Consider the following 16,582-nt stretch of genomic DNA (forward strand, 5'->3'; position numbering starts at 1 on the left):
AAAATAGACTTTCACCAATGCCTTTACCAATGCGGCGGACGTTGATCGGCCAAGGCCACGGTGCCCTCGCCATCGGACTGACGCACCGCTTCCGCCTGCATCAACATCCCAAGACGCCGACCGATCACTTCGATTTCGCGTTCTTGCCGGGCGACAATATCGGACAGCTCATCCACCGTTTTGCTCAGATGCGCGACCTGTTCCTCAAGCGCGAGGGTGCGATTTTCGGTACTCATTCTGGCTCTCCCTGTGAGGTATCTGTGACGTGATGTGACCTGTGGTCCAATGATACGGCGGTTTGTCCCGGTTTTCACCCGTCGGATGCGGTCCCCGGCTTGCCCCTTTGGCCCCCGTGGGCTATGCCGCATCCCGTGACAGACGTAAAGGACAGGCCATGGCCAAGCCCAAGAAAACCCCACGCCCCAAGGCGATCACGCCCAAAGGCTTTCGCGATTATTTTGGCACCGAGGTGACCGAACGCAAAGCCATGCTCGATCAGATTGCGGCAGTCTATCATCTATACGGCTTTGAGGCGCTCGAAACCTCGGCGGTGGAGACGGTGGAGGCACTTGGCAAATTCCTACCCGATGTGGATCGCCCGAATGTGGGGGTCTTTGCCTGGCAAGAGGAACCTGAGGCGGAAAAGCCCGGTGATTGGTTGGCGCTGCGCTATGACATGACCGCGCCTTTGGCCCGCGTGGCCGCGCAGTATCGCAATGAGTTGCCTTTCCCCTATCGCCGTTACGCGATGGGGCCGGTCTGGCGCAATGAAAAGCCCGGACCCGGACGGTTCCGTCAGTTTTATCAATGCGATGCGGACACTGTGGGCGCACCTTCCGTGGCCGCAGACGCCGAGATTTGCGCCATGCTGTCGGACACGCTTGAGGCCGTTGGCATCCCGCGCGGCGATTACATCATCCGCGTCAACAACCGCAAGGTTTTGGACGGCGTGTTGGAGGCGGCGGGTCTGCCCGACACAGAGGAATTCGCCGATGTGCGCGGCATCGTGTTGCGCACGATTGATAAGCACGACAAATTTGGCGATGACGGTGTTATGGCTTTGTTGACCGAAGGCCGCAAAGATGAGAGCGGCGATTTCACCAAAGGTGCGGGTCTTGCGACCACGCAGGTCGACTTGATCTTGGGCTTTGTCAACGGTCGCCAAGCGGACAACGATGCAACGATTGCGCGCCTTGGCGCGTTGGTCGAAGGGTCGCAAACCGGGGTGGATGGCGTCGATGAACTGCGCCAGATCGCCGATCTTCTGGCCGGGCAGGGCTATGGCCCCGATCGCATCGTGATTGATCCGGCGGTTGTGCGGGGCTTGGGCTATTACACCGGGCCGGTCTATGAGGCCGAACTGACCTTTCAGATCGAAGATGAAAAAGGCCGGGTGCGCGATTTTGGCTCGGTTGCGGGCGGCGGTCGCTACGACGATCTGGTCAAACGCTTTACCGGCCAAGAGGTGCCCGCCACGGGCATGTCCATCGGTGTTGACCGGCTTTTGGCCGCGCTGACCGCCAAGGGCCGGATGGGTGCCCCCGCGCAGGGTCCGGTTGTGGTCACGGTGATGGATCGCGACCGGATGAATGATTACATGGCGATGGTCACGGAACTGCGCCAAGCGGGCATTCGCGCCGAAGTGTACCTTGGCAATCCAAAGAATTTTGGCAACCAGCTCAAATACGCCGACAAACGGATGAGCCCGGTGGCGATCATTCAGGGCGGCGATGAAGAGGCCAAGGGCGTGGTGCAGATCAAGGACCTGATCCTTGGCACCAAACTGGCGCAAAACGCCTCGCTTGAGGAATGGAAAGACCGCCCGAACCAATTCGAAGTGCCCCGTGGCGAGATGGTCGCCAAGGTGCGCGAGATCATTGAAAGCTATTCCTGATGCCCCGCACTGACATTCCAAAAGCCGCCGTGCGCGCCGAGGCCGCACGCCTGAAATCGGGTTTCGAGGCCAAGGGCGCGCATCCGGTTGAGATGGATATTCTGTTGCCGGCAGAGGTGCTTTTGGACCTCTACGGCGAAGACATCCGCGCCCGCGCTTATATGACCACGGACCCGGATCGCGGCGAAATGATGCTGCGCCCGGATTTTACCGTGCCCGTGGTTCAGACCCATATGTCGGACGGTGCCGAACCGGCGCGCTACACCTACGCGGGCGAAGTGTTCCGCAAACAAGAGGTGATGCCCGAGCGCGCCAATGAATATGTTCAGGTCGGCTATGAGGTGTTTGACGGCGCAAATCCCGCCGACGCCGACGCCGAAGTCTTTGCCGCCTTTTCCGATGCGCTTGCGGGCTATGATCTGCGCGCCGCGACGGGCGATATTGGCATTCTGGTGGCCGCCGTGCACGGGTTGAAAACCACTGAACGCCGCCGGAGCGCCCTGTTGCGCCATATCTGGCGGCCCCGTCGGTTTCGCGCGCTGATGACCCGGTTTTCCGAGGGCGGAACAGACCTGCGTCAACACAGTCTTGAACGCGTGACGGCGAATTTGGCGGAGGCGGAGGCACCTTTTATCGGTTTACGCACCCAATCCGAAATTGACGCGCGTATTTTGGCTTTGCGCGAAGATGCCAATGAGCCGCCGATTTCAGAGGCGGAAATCGAGCTGCTCGACGATATTCTCTCGTTGAAAGAAACCGTGCCACATGTGCTCTCTGCGCTGCGCGACATCGTGGTGGATATGCCTGCGATCTCTGACGCTGTGACCCGGTTGAGCCGCCGCGCGGATGCGATGGCGGCGCGTGGTGTCGATGTCGAAACTCTCGAATTCGAGGCCTCCTATGGCCGTACTTCGATGGAATATTACGATGGGTTTGTCTTTGGCTTCTACGCCGAAGGCCGCCCGGATTTGCCACCTGTGGCCACCGGCGGGCGCTATGATGCGCTCACCGCGGTTTTGGGGCAGGGGCGGTCCATCCCGGCCGTTGGCGGCGTGATGCGCCCGGGGTTGATGTTGGCTCTGAAAGGAGACGCGTGATGGTTGTCAAACTGGGCGTGCCCTCCAAGGGCCGGTTGATGGAAAAGACTTTTGAATGGTTTGCGCAGGCGGGGGTGACCCTGTCGCGTGCGGGCGCTGAACGTGAGTATTCCGGCGTGGTCGAGGGCATTGACGGACTTGAATTGGTCCTGTTGTCCGCCTCCGAAATTCCGCGTGAATTGGCGGCCGGGCGCATTCATTTGGGCGTCACGGGCTCCGATCTGGTGCGTGACAAATTGGCGGCTTGGGACAGCAAGGTGATGGAAATCGCGCCGATGGGATTTGGCCATGCCGACCTGATCATCGCCGTGCCGAAAGCCTGGGTCGATGTCGATACGCTCGACGATCTCGACGCCGCCGCCGCCGCCTTTCGCGCGCGTCACGGTTTTCGCCTGCGCATCGCCACCAAATACCACCACCTCGTGCGGGAGTTTTTGAAAACCAACGGAGTGGCCGATTATCAACTGGTTGATTCTCAGGGTGCGACCGAAGGCACGGTGAAAAACCTGACCGCAGAAGCCATCGCTGATATCACGTCAACGGGCGAAACCCTGCGCGCCAATCACCTCAAAATTCTCAATTGCGAGCCGGTGCATAAATCCCAAGCGACCCTGTTCAAAAGCCGCACAGCCGCCTGGTCTGATGACACCCGCGCGACCATGGTGGCGCTCAAAGAGATGTTGGGGATGGGGGATTGAGGCGCGGTCTGCGTTTGAGAGACCCTTAAATCAATCCAATCTCGGCCAAGGTTTGTGCCAGTTCTGGCGGCAATTCTTGCTCGCTTTCGCGGCCCTTGGGCAGGTCTGCGGGGGCGTCTTCGGGTTTGAGGTAGCGCCAGCCCTGGAACGGGCGGCGGGTGGCATTTTGGGTTCGGATCAAAGGTTTGGCCAAGACAATGCGACAGCGCCGCACGCCATCCGCGCCGATGACTTCTTCGAGGCCGGTGATGAGCTGACGCGCCTGAATCACGCCCTTGATCACCCAGTAAAGCGACCCGCCATTCAAAAGCGCGTCCGCTTGTTTGGGCCACATCCGCGTGACATGGCCGCGCGCCTCGCCGGGGGTCGCGTCAATATAGGCCTGAAGCTGATCAAAACTATCGACACCCACGCAAAGTTTTACTAGATTTATGTAGTCGGACATCATCTACCCCTACCTGTGGTGTTCAAATTAGATCTGCACACAAAATGTTCAAGCCACATTTGCTCGTCTTGCGCGTTGATCTTGGACCTATAGCACGATACATCCCACCCTCTAAACCGCTGACTCGAACAAAATCGGACCCTTGCACATGACACGTTTTGCCGCCCCCATCGCCGAACAAATTTGGGATATGAAATATCGCCTGAAAGAGGCGGGCGGAAAAGCGGTGGATCAAACCGTCGAAGACAGTTGGCGTCGCGTTGCGCGCTCGCTGGCCTCTGTCGAAAAAGACAGCGCGGCGTGGGAAGAAAAGTTCTACGGCGCGTTGGAGGATTTCAAATTCCTGCCCGCAGGCCGGATTTTGGCGGGCGCGGGCACGGGCCGTTCGGTGACCCTGTTCAACTGTTTCGTCATGGGCACGATCCCCGACAGCATGGGCGGCATTTTTGACATGCTCAAAGAAGCCGCTTTGACCATGCAGCAAGGCGGCGGTATCGGTTATGATTTCTCCACCATTCGCCCTAAAGGCGCGGATGTGATGGGGGTGGCGGCGGATGCCTCTGGACCGTTGTCCTTCATGGATGTCTGGGACGCGATGTGCCGCACGATCATGTCGGCGGGCTCGCGTCGCGGCGCGATGATGGCGACGATGCGCTGCGATCACCCCGACATCGAGCATTTCATCGAGGCCAAACAGGACGCCGCCCGGTTGCGTATGTTCAACCTCTCGGTGCTGATCACCGATGATTTTATGGAAGCGGTCAAGGCCGATGGCTCTTGGGATCTGAAATTCGGCGGTAAGGTTTATCACACGGTTGAGGCGCGCGATCTTTGGAACAAGATCATGAAGGGCACCTATGATTACGCCGAGCCGGGCGTGATTTTCATCGACCGGATCAACAAACTCAACAACCTCAATTACGTCGAGACCATTGCGGCGACCAACCCCTGTGGCGAGCAACCTTTGCCGCCCTATGGTGCCTGTCTTTTGGGCTCGATCAACTTGGCCACTTTGGTCGCAAACCCGTTTGCGCCGGGGGCCGAGATGGATGAGGCAAAGCTGTCTGATCTGGTCGCCACCGCGGTGCGGATGATGGACAACGTGGTTGATGCGTCGCGTTTCCCGTTGGAGCAACAAGCCCAGGAAGCTGCCGCCAAACGCCGGATCGGCCTTGGCGTCACCGGGCTTGCCGACGCGTTGTTGATGATCGGCCAGCGCTATGGCTCTGAAGAGGCTGCCGCGACCTGTGAAAAATGGCTCAAAATGATTGCGCGTGCCGCCTATTTGGCCTCTGCCGGGCTGGCCAAGGAAAAAGGGGCTTTCCCGCTGTTCGATGCGGATAAATATCTGGCCTCCGGGTCACTCAAAGACATGGATCAGGACGTCAAAGACGCGATCCGCGAGAACGGCATTCGCAATGCGTTGTTGACCTCCATCGCACCGACCGGGACGATTTCGCTCTATGCGGGCAACGTGTCGTCGGGGATCGAACCGGTGTTCGCCTATGCTTACACCCGCAAAGTCCTGCAAAAGGACGGCTCGCGCACCGAAGAAGAGGTCGTCGATTACGCCGTCAAAATGTACCGCGACACATTCGGCGCGGATGCGGAATTGCCGGAGTATTTTGTCAACGCCCAAACCCTCGCGCCGCTGGATCACGTGCGGATGCAGGCGGCGGCGCAGAAATGGGTCGACAGCTCAATCTCCAAAACCATCAACTGCCCCGAAGACATCTCTTTTGACGATTTCAAAGAGGTCTATATGGCGGCGTGGGACAGCGGCTGTAAGGGCTGCACCACCTATCGTCCGAACGATGTGACCGGCTCGGTTTTGTCCGTCTCCGAGACCTCGGAAGCGACGCCGGAATCGGATGAGGGCGCCGAAGTCGTCTATCTGTCTGAGCCGCTCGATCGTCCGCAACAGCTTGAAGGTAATACATATAAACTGAAATGGCCGGATTCTGAGCACGCGATCTATGTCACCATCAATGACATCGTCCATGGCGGTCATCGTCGTCCGTTTGAGATTTTCATCAACTCCAAAAACATGGAACATTTCGCCTGGACCGTGGCGCTGACACGGATGATTTCGGCGGTGTTCCGGCGCGGTGGCGATGTGTCTTTTGTGGTCGAAGAGCTGAAAGCTGTGTTCGATCCGCGCGGCGGCGCATGGATGAAGGGCAAATACATCCCTTCGATCTTGGCGGCGATTGGCGGCGTGATCGAAACGCATCTGGTCGAGACCGGGTTTATTGAAGGCGAAGGCATGGGCCTGAAAACCGACCCGCAAGCCGAGGTCGCCGTATTGGGCCAAAAACCGCGCGGCAAGGCCTGTTCGTCCTGCGGCCAATACGACATGCGCATGATCGAAGGCTGCATGACCTGCGCCTCCTGCGGCTATTCCAAATGCGGCTGAGGTGAATTTGGGGCTGTTTGTTGTGAGACCCGGCATAAAATGACCATTCGTGGAGTTTTTTGACCATTCAGACACAGATCAAATGACCATCGGCAATCCAGATTGTCGGTGGTTTCCTTTTATTTCAATGACTTAATGCCGTTTTGGCTGTTTGCTCCTACTGACTTTGCCGTGGGTCAGCGGAGTGCCCTGGTGCCGTTGACCTAGGAAGCGCTATGTTCTCATAACGTTCCTGTGGATCCGGATCCTCTTGTTGAAACATGGCAGCCCCACGCTGCCAAATACTGGCCGCCCAAAAAAATGGGCGGGCCGGTTCAGAGAGGACACCATATGCCACGCATTCAATTTGCCCAGGTCAGTTTCCCGGATCACAACATCCCTTCAGCCTACGACATCGAAGTCCGTTTAAAGAAGTTCCTGGACAGCTTCCGAGAACGGATCGGTAGCCCAAAATTTGACTACGCGCTGTCCGAAGCCGACCGGCTAAAAATCAGACGGAGATCGGCTGCGTATCTCAGCGCCATTTCACGCCGATCAGGCATGGACCATCTCGACGACAAAGATCGCAGAAAGTTGCAAGTTTTCCGAGGGGGTGCAGAGCTAAAGTGCGTAGAGACCGAGCACCGCGCGGACGAAATCGCCAGTTGTCTGCACACGGAGATGCCGTGGATGGCTCCTGCAACAGAGCGTCTTTGGCACGACATGCGGGCCTCGGTCCGCAATGGTGATCTTGGCCCCCGCCTGAGGCCATTGCTCCTCGTTGGTCCGCCCGGGATCGGTAAAAGCTACTGGTCTCGCCTATTGGGCGCGCAGCTCTCCGTGCCGACGACAATCATAGAGGCCACGAGTGAACCCGCTGCATTTGCGGTTACGGGGTCTCAAAAGGGATGGGGATCTGCGGGCCCGGGAAAGGTTCTGGAAGGTATCATGGCCTCTCAGATTGCGAATCCTGTGATTGTGGTCGACGAGATCGAGAAGGCAGGGGATGTCCAGTCAGCAGGCGGTCAGCGGTATTCTCTGACTGAGGGTTTGCTGCCCTTCCTTGAGAGGTCCACCGCGCGTCGGTGGTCATGCCCTTACTTCCGTATTGGTTTCGACATGTCTTGGATCACATGGGTCCTGACAGCCAATAGCCTGCGTGGTCTCGCAGAGCCGTTCCTGAGCCGATGCCCTCCCACCGAACTGCGCGCCCTGACGCAAGAACACCTGTTCGGATTTGCTGAGCGCGAAGGGTTGCGACGTGACCTTCCCCCAGATGCCGTTGATGCCGTCAAGGACGTCATCATGGCAATCAAGACGCCGCACAACGTCAGCCTGAGATCAGTCATTCGGATGCTGGATGCTGTCGACCAGGCGATGAACCGTCCAGTGTTGCACTGAACAAGGTCGACGGGGCCGAGGTGTGTCTCGTCCGAATGACCTTAATGCCCGTCCCTCAATCACACTATCAGAATCTAATGGAGTTCCCCATGACCAATAAAGCCTTTTGGGCCCAGAAACTGCGTTCCGCCATCAAAGCTGCCGACAGTGGCCCTTCCGAAAACGACCTCGCCGGCGCACCAATCCTGACATATTGGCGTCCACATGTATCTCGCCATGGCGCCCCCATACTCTGGGGGATCGCGTCTGGTCACCCAAGACTTAGAGGCGGCTGGATCACGACATCCCAGCTTGTCGCGATTGACGCCAACCAGGGTTGGGCACGCACGGCATCCCGGTGGTATGCGCTGGGTCGTCCATTCTCCGACTATGAGAGGACCATAGCCAAGGGTCTCGGGATGGAAGAGGCACCTTCCGGATTCGTGCAGATCGAAGTACCTGGGTATCGGCCGCTGGATGACCTGTCGCTGCTCGACCAACTTTTGATGGCTTGGCGGGACCGTATCCGGCAGGACGACACGGGAGGGGACTGAAATGTTCAATGAAAAGACCGCAGTTTGGGTTCGAGAAGGAGACCGGATTCCGCCTACGGTTGACATCGCCCGGGGTCGCTACGAAGCTTCAACCAGAACGGACAATCAACATGCCCGATGGACTGACAGCCTTCAATTCCTTCTACTTGCCATGGCGAGACCTTCCTGGTTCTCTTCCAGAAGACATCGATATCTTTGCTGTCGGTGATGTCCATGGGCAGGCTGAGCGACTTGAGCAGGTACTCGGCGAAATCAGGAATACCCCACGCGAAGCGCACAAACGGCATCTCGTCTTTTTGGGCGACCTCATTGATCGGGGACCTGCATCCATCCGCGCTGTTGACCTGGCGATGAGAGCCGGGCAGCTTGCGGATGTTGACGTTTTGCATGTCCTGCCCGGCAACCATGATCTTGTTCTGATGCTGACGCTCGAAGGTCCAAAATATCTCGACTTCTGGGGAATGCTGGGCGGTGACAGGGTCATGGCCGAGCTTGGTCTGTCGGCAGAAACGCACAGCTGGGACGAGATAGCGGCAAGGCTGAAAGATAATCTGCACCCTGAATATCTGAACTCAATGGCTTCGGGGGCGACACATCTCTATGTTGGCGACCTCCTGTTTGTGCATGCAGGTATCTGCGAAGTCCCAAAACGGTCAATATCAAGATGATCGTGAGGTGCCATGCGGGGAACGGAGCATTCGCACCCGCGCAGACAAAATGCGATATAATTTTTGCGTATATTTTGTGCGCGTATAGAGCCGTTTGATTAAACTTTGATCCCTCCCGCCCATTTGCGCCCTTACCATGTGTTCGCATTTTCATTGAGTTGACTCACAATCTTGCGGGCGCCGAAAATTTCTTGAAACAAACGTTTGATTGCCTTCGTGGCGTGAGGAGAACCATTGTGAATGGCGGAAAGCCTCTGACCACGCGTGATTTGCATGTGCTGTTGCACCTGCTCGAAGAACGTAGCGTGACACGGACCGCCGAGGCACTTGATCTGAACCAGCCTTACGTCAGCCTGGTGCTTAAACGTCTGCGGGAGGCGACAGGCGATCCTATTCTTGTACGGAGCGGCGCGAAACTGGTGCTGACCGTTCGTGGCGAGCGAATGATCGCTCCATTGCGGAATGTGCTCAATGGGATTGATGCGGTCGTCGGCCCTCCTGCGGACTTTGATCCGCTGACCGCGACAGGCGAGTTTCGGATTGCTTCCGCTGATTGCATGGAGGCGATCATTCTGCCCTCACTCATTGCCCGACTTCAAACCACTGCGCCGGGGATGCGTGTGGTGGTCCGGGCCATTGATCAGGCCTTCTACTACGCGGACGCTTTGGAGCGTGACGAGCTTGATGTGGTGATCAGCAATTGGCCCGGAGCACCGCAGCATCTCAAGACGATGCGATTGCTCAGCGAAGAGGTCGTCTGTCTTTTTGGCCCGGAACATCCGTTTGCCGGGCAGGATCAGATCACCCTTGAAGACTATCTTGCAGCTGACCATTTAGCACCGGTTGCGCGCTCAAAATCTGATCCCGGTCCGATCGATAGCCACCTGGCCGACGCAGGGCTGAAGCGCGATATCCGAGTGATGTTGCCCGAGTTCAACCTCATCCCACATATGTTGTTGAAGGGACAGCTGGTTTTCACCAGCAGTGCCAATTTCGCCCAGTATCAATGTGCGATCCTACCGCTTTCGAACCTGCCAGCGCCCGAGCAATGCGGCACTCTGGATTTCTACCTGCTCTGGCACGAGCGCGCCCAAGAGGATGCGCGCAACACTTGGCTGCGGCAACAGGTGATGGCCGTCGCGCGTGGATTGAAATCCGCATGATCCTCGCTCACATTATATCGAATTAGATATAGACTATTTATAGCTCGGGCGGCTTTCGGCATACGGAGGGCGCGGCTAGGCTTTCTGCAAGTGCGAAGTAAACAGGTTCTCCGGGTGGAGACTGGCCGGACAGGAAGCGACATGACACATTCGACGATGCAATCAACATTGGTGGCGACCGAGGCTGAGAAATCCGGTCGTTGGGCCGGGCGCAATGCCGACAAAGATCAATTGCGCAAAGAAATTTGGCAGGCGCTTGAAGAGAGTGGCATGAATGTCGGCCCGGTCTGGAGCCGGATCTCGAATTGGGTCGGTGCCGATGTTGCGGCAAAGCGGCTGTCCGAACTGGAGATTTGGAGAAAGGCGGACGTGATCAAATGCAACCCCGACCCGCCGCAAATTCCGGTGCGACTGCGCGGGCTCTACGACGGCAAAATTATTTTAATGCCAGTCCCCGAATTCGGCACTGGAGATCTGCCTTGGGTGCTTTTGGACCCAAAAGAGTTGGAACGACAAGGTGTGCAGTTTGAATTGGCGGCCACCTCCGTCGGGGCCGTGCAAGTCGGGCAAAAAATGTCCTTTGAGAATCTGCCCAAGATTGATCTTGCCATCTGTGGCTGTGTTGCGGTGACCCAGGCCGGGGGGCGCACGGGCAAGGGGGGTGGTTTTGCTGATCTCGAGCTTGGGCTGTTCCGCGATCTGGGGAAAATCGACGACACGACTCCGATTGTAACCACGGTGCATTCCTCGATGGTGGTCGAGGATGGTCGTCTGCCCGTGATGGAACACGACTCATTGCTCAACTGGATCGTCACAGAATGCGATGTGATCGAAACCCAGCCATCGCACCCACAGCCCGGCGGTGTGCATTGGGATTTGGTCTTGCCGGACCAGTTTGAAAGCATCTGGTTTCTGAAAGAGCTGAAGGAAAAGATTCTCGCCGCAAAGGCAGATTAGACCGGGGTTCCGGTCTTTATGGGAGGAGAAAAATGGCGGTCGCGCCCCTGTCGCGACAGCCAGTCGATCTGGGACAGCTCAAAGAGCGACCAGTTAAAACAAACCTATAAATTGCCGAAATCCGGCACCCAACAGACGGAGACTGCCATGATGAAGACACTCATTTCCCGCCGTAGACTTTTAAAAAACGGCGCCGCCGCGCTTGCGGCCTCTACGATGCCGTTCGGTGCCGCCCATGCCGCAGACAAGATCACCATCGGCGCGATCTATGTCGGAACGCGCGACGACTTTGGCTGGAACCAGTCGCATGCTGCTGCAATGGATATCCTGCGCCAGGTTCCGGGGGTAAGCGTGGTTGAGGAAGAGAATGTGGCGGAAACTGATGCGGTCGCCAAGTCTATGGAGTCGATGATCAATTTTGACGGGGCGAACCTGATCCTTGCGACTTCGTTCGGATATTACAATCCGTTCGTGCTCGACATCGCAACACAATATCCGGGGGTACAGTTACGTCATTGCGCACCGCTGTGGAACCCGGACACCGATCCGCAAAACGCTGGCAGCTATTTTAGCTATCTCAATCAGGCGCATTACGTGAACGGCGTCGCCGCAGGGCTGTCGAGTATCTCTGGCAAGCTCGGTTTCGTTGCCGCGAAACCGGTTCAGACCGTGCTCTCCAACTGCAATTCCTTCCTTCTGGGTGCACGCAGCGTCAATCCAAATGCCACGGTACAAGTGATATTTACGGGGTCTTGGTCCATGCCAGTGCGCGAGGCCGAGGCAACGAACGCGTTGATCGACGCGGGCTGCGATGTGATCTCTTGCCATGTGGACAGTCCTAAAGTGGTGATCGAGACTGCAGAGGCGCGCGGTGTCAAAACCTGCGGCCACAATGCCGACCAACGGGATTTGGCCCCCAACGGGTTCATCACCGGTGCCGAGAGCAATTGGTCCACAACTTATAAGATCTATGCTGATGCGCTGATGAAGGGGGAAACTGTACCGAATTTGATCGCAGGCGGGTATCACAATGACATGGTGATGAACACGCCCTTCGGGGCGGGGGCCACGCCAGACGCGCGCGCGGCAGCGACTGCGGCGATCAAGGGACTAAAGGGCGGTAAGCCGATTTATGTCGGCCCCTTGAAGGACAATACGGGCAAGATCGTCATCGAAGGCGAGGTGGACAATTACGCGCCTGAGCTAGAGACAATGAATTATCTTCTCGAAGGGATCATCGGTTCGACGACTTGATCGTTTGGCTGGTGCGGTCAACCGAGCCGCACCTCCGCCAAACGTCGGCCGGAGCCTTCGGGCTCTGGCGGATTTGACTTTTGTATAGGAGTGTCCCAGCTTACATGTCCCTCCCTTCCGCTTCTTCTGTCGCACGCCCGCATCGCAAACCACGCCTTGATCCACGAAGCCTGGCCCTGATCGAGGCCTCGGTTATCCCAATGGGCGCATTGCTCGCCTCGGCTTTGATTTTTTCCCTGTTCCTTCTGATGCTGGGCAAGGACCCGATCCGGTTTTTCAGCCTCGTCTGGACCGGCGGCGTGGCTTCGTCCTTTTCAATCCAGAACACGTTACAGCGCGCGGCGCCGCTGATCCTTACTGGCTTGGCGTTTGCTGTGCCTGCGCGGATCGGGATGACCCTTCTGGGGGCTGAAGGGGCGCTGGTGCTGGGTGGCCTTGCCTCGGCGCTCATTGCCATTCCGATGATGCTTGGCGGCTGGCCGGTTTGGCTTGGTCTGCCGATCATGGCTCTGACCGCCATGGCGGTCGGCGGCGCGTGGGTCGGGCTTGCGGGCTGGTTACGGCACTATCGTGGGGTCAATGAAACCATTTCCTCGCTGCTGCTGACTTATATTGCCGTGGCGATCATGAATTTTCTAGTCGAGGGCGTGTTCCGCGATCCGGGCTCGACCAACAAGGCTTCGACCATGCCACTGGGTCCCGATTGGCGCGTTGGCGACATTCCGGGCACTTCGGTGCATTGGGGTCTCGCCACCGGGTTGATCATTGCTGCGCTCCTTTGGGTCTTGATGGAGCGTACGACTTTCGGATTTTCGGCACGGATCGCAGGTGGCAATCTGCGCGCGGCACAGGCACAAGGGCTGCCGGTCGGACGCTTGGCAGTTGCAAGCTGTGCCATCGCCGGGGCCTGTGCCGGGCTGGCCGGCTTTTTTGAAGTGGCCGCCGTGCATGGACAGGCCAACGCATCGCTCGCTGCGCAATACGGCTTCACCGGAATTCTTGTCGCCTTTCTGGCGCGGCAAAACCCGCTCGCTGTCGTGCCCGTGGCGTTTTTATTCGGAGCTTTGGCAGCTTCTGGGGGGTTGATACAGCGGCGCATGGAGATGCCCGATGCCACGATGCTGGTGTTACAGGGAATTATATTCGTCACGCTTCTCACCAGTGAGTCCCTTTATGGCCGCCTGCCGTTTCTATCAGTCTCGCAAGCTGGGGATCGCACATGAGTGATGCAGTCTTTATGGTTATGATGGCAATGTTCGGCGGCGCGATCCGGGTGTCCACACCGTTTCTATTGGTCGCCTTGGGGGAAACCCTGACCGAGAAAACAGGGCGGATCAACCTTGGGCTAGAGGGCAACCTGGTGCTGGGCGCGATGGTCGCCTATGCGACGTCCTATTCCACAGGTAGTCCATGGTTGGGCGTGTTGGCCGCCGCAGGCACCGGCACAGTTTTGAGCGCGGGCCATGGCTGGATTTGCAAATTGCCAAAGGTAAACGACATTGCTGTTGGTATTGCTTTTATGACCCTCGGCACGGGGTTGGCGTTCTTTTTCGGCAAGCCATTCATTCAACCTACTGCACCGCGACTGGATGCGATCGAACTGGGCAACTGGTCATCGAACCCGCAGGTTCAGCAGGCGCTGAAGATCAATCCACTGTTTTTTGTCGGTCTGGCGCTGGCCGTCGTTCTCTGGTGGATGCTGAAAAATACCCGTTGGGGATTGATCATCCGTATGACCGGTGACAACGCCGCTGCGGCGCGCGCCATGGGGATATCAGTCGATCGTGTGCGTTTGGTGGCGACGGCAGCGGGCGGATCTCTGGCCGGGATCGCTGGTGCTTTCCTTTCGCTTTATTATCCGGGGAGCTGGAACGAAAGCTTGTCCTCCGGGCAGGGCCTGATGGCTGTGGCCTTGGTGATCTTTGCTCGCTGGAGCCCGATCCGCTGTGTTTGGGCGGCGCTTCTTTTTGGGGCGAGCGGTGCCTTGGGCCCTGCGCTGCAATCCATTGGGATCAGCAAGGGGTATTATTTCTTCAATGCTGCGCCTTACATTCTCACGCTGATCATCATGGTCCTTTCGGCCCGCTCTCAGAAAGCTGCGCATGAGGTGCCCGGCGAATTGTCGATAGTGAAATGACGAGGATCGATGATGACTAAAATTTTCAAGACGTTCCGCGCCCCTTCGCTCGAAACCCTGCATATGAGTAAGAGTTTCGGGAGGAACAAGGCGCTCGACGATGTTTCGCTTAAGGTGGCAGCAGGGTCCTTTCATGCGCTCTTGGGGGAAAACGGTGCCGGCAAATCCACCCTCGTAAAATGCATGATGGGCTTTTATGAAGCCGATGCAGGTCAGATGATGATCGACGGCCAAGAGATCCGTATTCACAGTCCACGCGACGCGCAGGCGCTTGGCATCGGCATGGTCTATCAGCATTTTACGCTCGTGCCTTGTCTGACCGCCGCAGAAAATCTGGTGATTTCACGTCGTGACATCCCAATGGTGATCAATTGGAAATCCGAACGGCAGCGACTTGACGCGTTCATGGAGACCATGCCCTTTCGTGTGCGGCTTGATGCACAAGTTTCGACCCTTTCGGCTGGTGAAAAGCAAAAGCTGGAAATCATCAAGCTGCTCTATCTTGATCAGCGTTTCTTGATCCTTGATGAGCCGACCTCCGTTCTTACGCCAGCAGAAGCCGACGAGATTTTGGGCGTGCTCGGCGAGATGGCGCTTCGACGCGAGGTTACGGTATTGATGATTTCCCACAAGTTTCGCGAAGTGAAAGCCTTTTGCGACAGTTTCACCGTGCTGCGCCGCGGTCGGTTTGTTGGGGCCGGAGATGCCCGTCGCGTCAATGCGGCTGAGATGAGTTCGATGATGATCGGGGATGTGGGGATGCGCCCACCTGCAACCCGTCTGAAGACAATACAGGACGGGCCAAAGTTGGAATTGCGCGGCGTTTCTACGCTGGGCGATGAGGGGCGGCGTGTGGTTTCGGATCTGTCTCTCAAACTGTGTTCCGGCGAAATCCTCGGGATCGCCGGTGTCTCCGGCAATGGGCAAAGCGCCCTGATCGAAGTGTTGTCGGGGCAACGGCCACTCTCGGGCGGAGAGATCAAAATCAACGGCGCGCCTTTTGAGCCGACACGACGCAATTTTGATCGGTTCAAGGTGTTCGGCCTGCCCGAGGAACCGATGCGAAACGCGGTGGTGCCGCGTATGTCGGTGGCAGAGAACATCGCCTTTCGCAGTTTTGATAAACCGCCCGTCCTTAAGCGTTTTGGCCTAATGTCGTCTGCGCGCATGCGGCAAAGAGGGATGGAGTTGATCCAGCAATTCAACATTCATACCAGCTCGCCGGACGCGCCGATCGAGACGCTGTCAGGGGGCAATGTCCAACGCACAGTGCTGGCCCGCGAACTGTCCGGTGAGGTTGATATTCTGATCGTTGCGAACCCGTGTTTCGGGTTGGACTTCGCCTCGGTCGCCGATATCCGTGGCAAGATCATGGAGTGCAGGAACCGAGGTGCGGCTGTGCTGCTGGTCAGTGAGGATCTCGACGAGATTTTCGAGATGTCTGATAAAATTTCGGTCATGTCGGCGGGCAAAATATCTGATCCGGTATCAACATTGGCAACAGACGCAATGCGCATTGGAAAACAGATTGCAGGGCAAACAGACGAGATTGTCGCTGGGCCACAGGCTGAGTAGTATTTTGCTTGAGGGATAGTTTTCTAAGATTGCACTGTTGCGTCTTGCGGCAGTTCACACCCTGTGCCGCGAATGACGTCTCTAATTGGCTGTCTGGGTCACGCTTCCCTTTGCAGTCTGGTGTGGCGCTCAAAGGATGCCACTGGATGCATGTGCCGTCATGGAAATGAAAGAGAAATGAAAGAGCCCCGCTTTTCGCGATGCGTTAAGTTGCGCAGCATACATTTTCGGCTTCGTCCACGACCCTTTCCGGGTTTGGACGATCGCGTCAGGATAAGTGGTAGGCGACTTGATCATGCTGCGCGACCAACGCGTTTCTGACAGAATTCTGTGCCGTCAAATCACATAGGATGCATGAGCAAGGT

General features: G+C 57.4%; 15 protein-coding genes. 13 read left to right on the top strand and 2 right to left on the bottom strand.

All coding sequences use genetic code 11. From position 1 onward, the window contains the following. Positions 1-23: 23 nt before the first annotated feature. Positions 24-236 carry a SlyX family protein gene (locus BLT54_RS06825; RefSeq protein WP_009573312.1) on the bottom strand — a complete coding sequence of 71 codons (213 nt, stop codon included), beginning with the start codon at positions 234-236 and terminating at the stop codon, positions 24-26. A gap of 158 nt (positions 237-394) precedes the next feature. On the opposite strand from BLT54_RS06825, the gene hisS reads away from it, so the two are divergent. Genes hisS through hisG form a run of 3 tightly spaced genes read left to right on the top strand, consistent with a single transcriptional unit; the run spans position 395 to position 3,689 of the window. After that, positions 395-1,894, top strand: a complete 1,500-nt coding sequence (hisS, locus tag BLT54_RS06830; protein ID WP_074642706.1) for a histidine--tRNA ligase — start codon at positions 395-397, stop codon at positions 1,892-1,894. Continuing rightward, the gene (locus BLT54_RS06835; RefSeq protein ID WP_074642709.1) at positions 1,894-2,991 is read left to right on the top strand and encodes an ATP phosphoribosyltransferase regulatory subunit; all 1,098 of its coding nucleotides are present in this window, start codon (positions 1,894-1,896) and stop codon (positions 2,989-2,991) included. Before hisS ends, BLT54_RS06835 begins: the two co-directional genes overlap by 1 nt. Then, positions 2,991-3,689, top strand: coding sequence for an ATP phosphoribosyltransferase (gene hisG / locus BLT54_RS06840; protein ID WP_074642712.1), 699 nt, complete (start codon positions 2,991-2,993; stop codon positions 3,687-3,689). The genes BLT54_RS06835 and hisG overlap by 1 nt, the downstream gene beginning before the upstream one ends. A 25-nt stretch (positions 3,690-3,714) precedes the next feature. On the opposite strand, the gene BLT54_RS06845 is transcribed toward hisG, so the two are convergent. Then, positions 3,715-4,134 (bottom strand): DUF1489 family protein, encoded by a 420-nt coding sequence (locus tag BLT54_RS06845; protein WP_074643502.1) that lies wholly within the window; start codon positions 4,132-4,134, stop codon positions 3,715-3,717. A 148-nt stretch (positions 4,135-4,282) separates the two neighbouring features. Between BLT54_RS06845 and BLT54_RS06850 the strand changes: the two genes are divergently transcribed. The 10 genes from BLT54_RS06850 (at position 4,283) to BLT54_RS06895 (ending at position 16,217) form a co-directional block, all read left to right on the top strand. After that, positions 4,283-6,550 carry an adenosylcobalamin-dependent ribonucleoside-diphosphate reductase gene (locus BLT54_RS06850; protein WP_074642714.1) on the top strand — a complete coding sequence of 756 codons (2,268 nt, stop codon included), beginning with the start codon at positions 4,283-4,285 and terminating at the stop codon, positions 6,548-6,550. A 330-nt stretch (positions 6,551-6,880) separates the two neighbouring features. Beyond that, positions 6,881-7,930 (top strand): AAA family ATPase, encoded by a 1,050-nt coding sequence (locus BLT54_RS06855; RefSeq protein WP_074642717.1) that lies wholly within the window; start codon positions 6,881-6,883, stop codon positions 7,928-7,930. An 89-nt stretch (positions 7,931-8,019) separates the two neighbouring features. After that, entirely contained in the window at positions 8,020-8,463 is a 444-nt protein-coding gene (locus tag BLT54_RS06860) for a DUF6634 family protein (RefSeq protein WP_074642719.1), read from the top strand. A 110-nt stretch (positions 8,464-8,573) separates the two neighbouring features. Then, positions 8,574-9,131 (top strand): metallophosphoesterase, encoded by a 558-nt coding sequence (locus tag BLT54_RS06865; protein WP_176832837.1) that lies wholly within the window; start codon positions 8,574-8,576, stop codon positions 9,129-9,131. 236 nt (positions 9,132-9,367) lie between these two features. Further along, positions 9,368-10,294, top strand: a complete 927-nt coding sequence (locus BLT54_RS06870) for a LysR family transcriptional regulator (protein ID WP_074642724.1) — start codon at positions 9,368-9,370, stop codon at positions 10,292-10,294. A 141-nt stretch (positions 10,295-10,435) separates the two neighbouring features. Continuing rightward, the gene (locus BLT54_RS06875; protein WP_245707968.1) at positions 10,436-11,251 is read left to right on the top strand and encodes a 5-formyltetrahydrofolate cyclo-ligase; all 816 of its coding nucleotides are present in this window, start codon (positions 10,436-10,438) and stop codon (positions 11,249-11,251) included. 147 nt (positions 11,252-11,398) lie between these two features. Then, positions 11,399-12,505, top strand: a complete 1,107-nt coding sequence (locus BLT54_RS06880) for a BMP family ABC transporter substrate-binding protein (protein WP_074643507.1) — start codon at positions 11,399-11,401, stop codon at positions 12,503-12,505. A gap of 104 nt (positions 12,506-12,609) precedes the next feature. Continuing rightward, entirely contained in the window at positions 12,610-13,728 is a 1,119-nt protein-coding gene (locus BLT54_RS06885) for an ABC transporter permease (protein WP_143026766.1), read from the top strand. Beyond that, a complete protein-coding gene (locus BLT54_RS06890; RefSeq protein WP_074642731.1) occupies positions 13,725-14,642 on the top strand; it encodes an ABC transporter permease in 918 nt (305 codons plus the stop codon). Before BLT54_RS06885 ends, BLT54_RS06890 begins: the two co-directional genes overlap by 4 nt. 12 nt (positions 14,643-14,654) lie before the next feature. Then, positions 14,655-16,217 carry an ABC transporter ATP-binding protein gene (locus BLT54_RS06895; protein WP_245707969.1) on the top strand — a complete coding sequence of 521 codons (1,563 nt, stop codon included), beginning with the start codon at positions 14,655-14,657 and terminating at the stop codon, positions 16,215-16,217. Positions 16,218-16,582: the final 365 nt, after the last annotated feature.

It is taken from the genome of Celeribacter baekdonensis, from assembly GCF_900102315.1.
In the GTDB taxonomy this organism is placed as follows: Bacteria; Pseudomonadota; Alphaproteobacteria; order Rhodobacterales; family Rhodobacteraceae; genus Celeribacter; species Celeribacter baekdonensis.